This window comes from Colwellia marinimaniae (assembly GCF_002207865.1).
GTDB classification, from domain to species: Bacteria; Pseudomonadota; Gammaproteobacteria; order Enterobacterales; family Alteromonadaceae; genus Colwellia; species Colwellia marinimaniae.
The window spans coordinates 1-270 of the sequence record NZ_BDQM01000284.1 but is presented as its reverse complement, the minus strand read 5'-3'; the positions used below and the strand labels follow the sequence as shown (position 1 = coordinate 270).

Here is a 270-nt window from a genome sequence, read left to right as displayed (position 1 = left end):
GCCCACGGCAGCTAAAAATTTACTCTTAGAGGCATTAGCAATCTCTTCCTGAGCCTTAGACTCCAATAACTGACTGTTTAACATCGCCAGCTCATAGGTCCTCTCCTTCACCCTCGCCTCCAGAGCATCGTTCACCTCCTGCAGGGCCTTAGCATGTTCACGATATTGAGTGATATCGGTGAAGGTCATCACGAAACCGCCACCTGGCATAGGATTGCCCTGTATTTTGATCACCTTGCCGTCTTGCCTCTCTCGCTCCGACACATGGGC

The 270-nt window shown here is 51.1% G+C and carries 1 protein-coding gene; it reads right to left on the bottom strand.

Annotation, left to right across the window (positions count from 1 at the left end; translation table 11 throughout):
- Window positions 1-270 (bottom strand): PAS-domain containing protein (locus MTCD1_RS19295; RefSeq protein WP_143760185.1); only part of this gene is annotated, 270 nt, incomplete at both ends.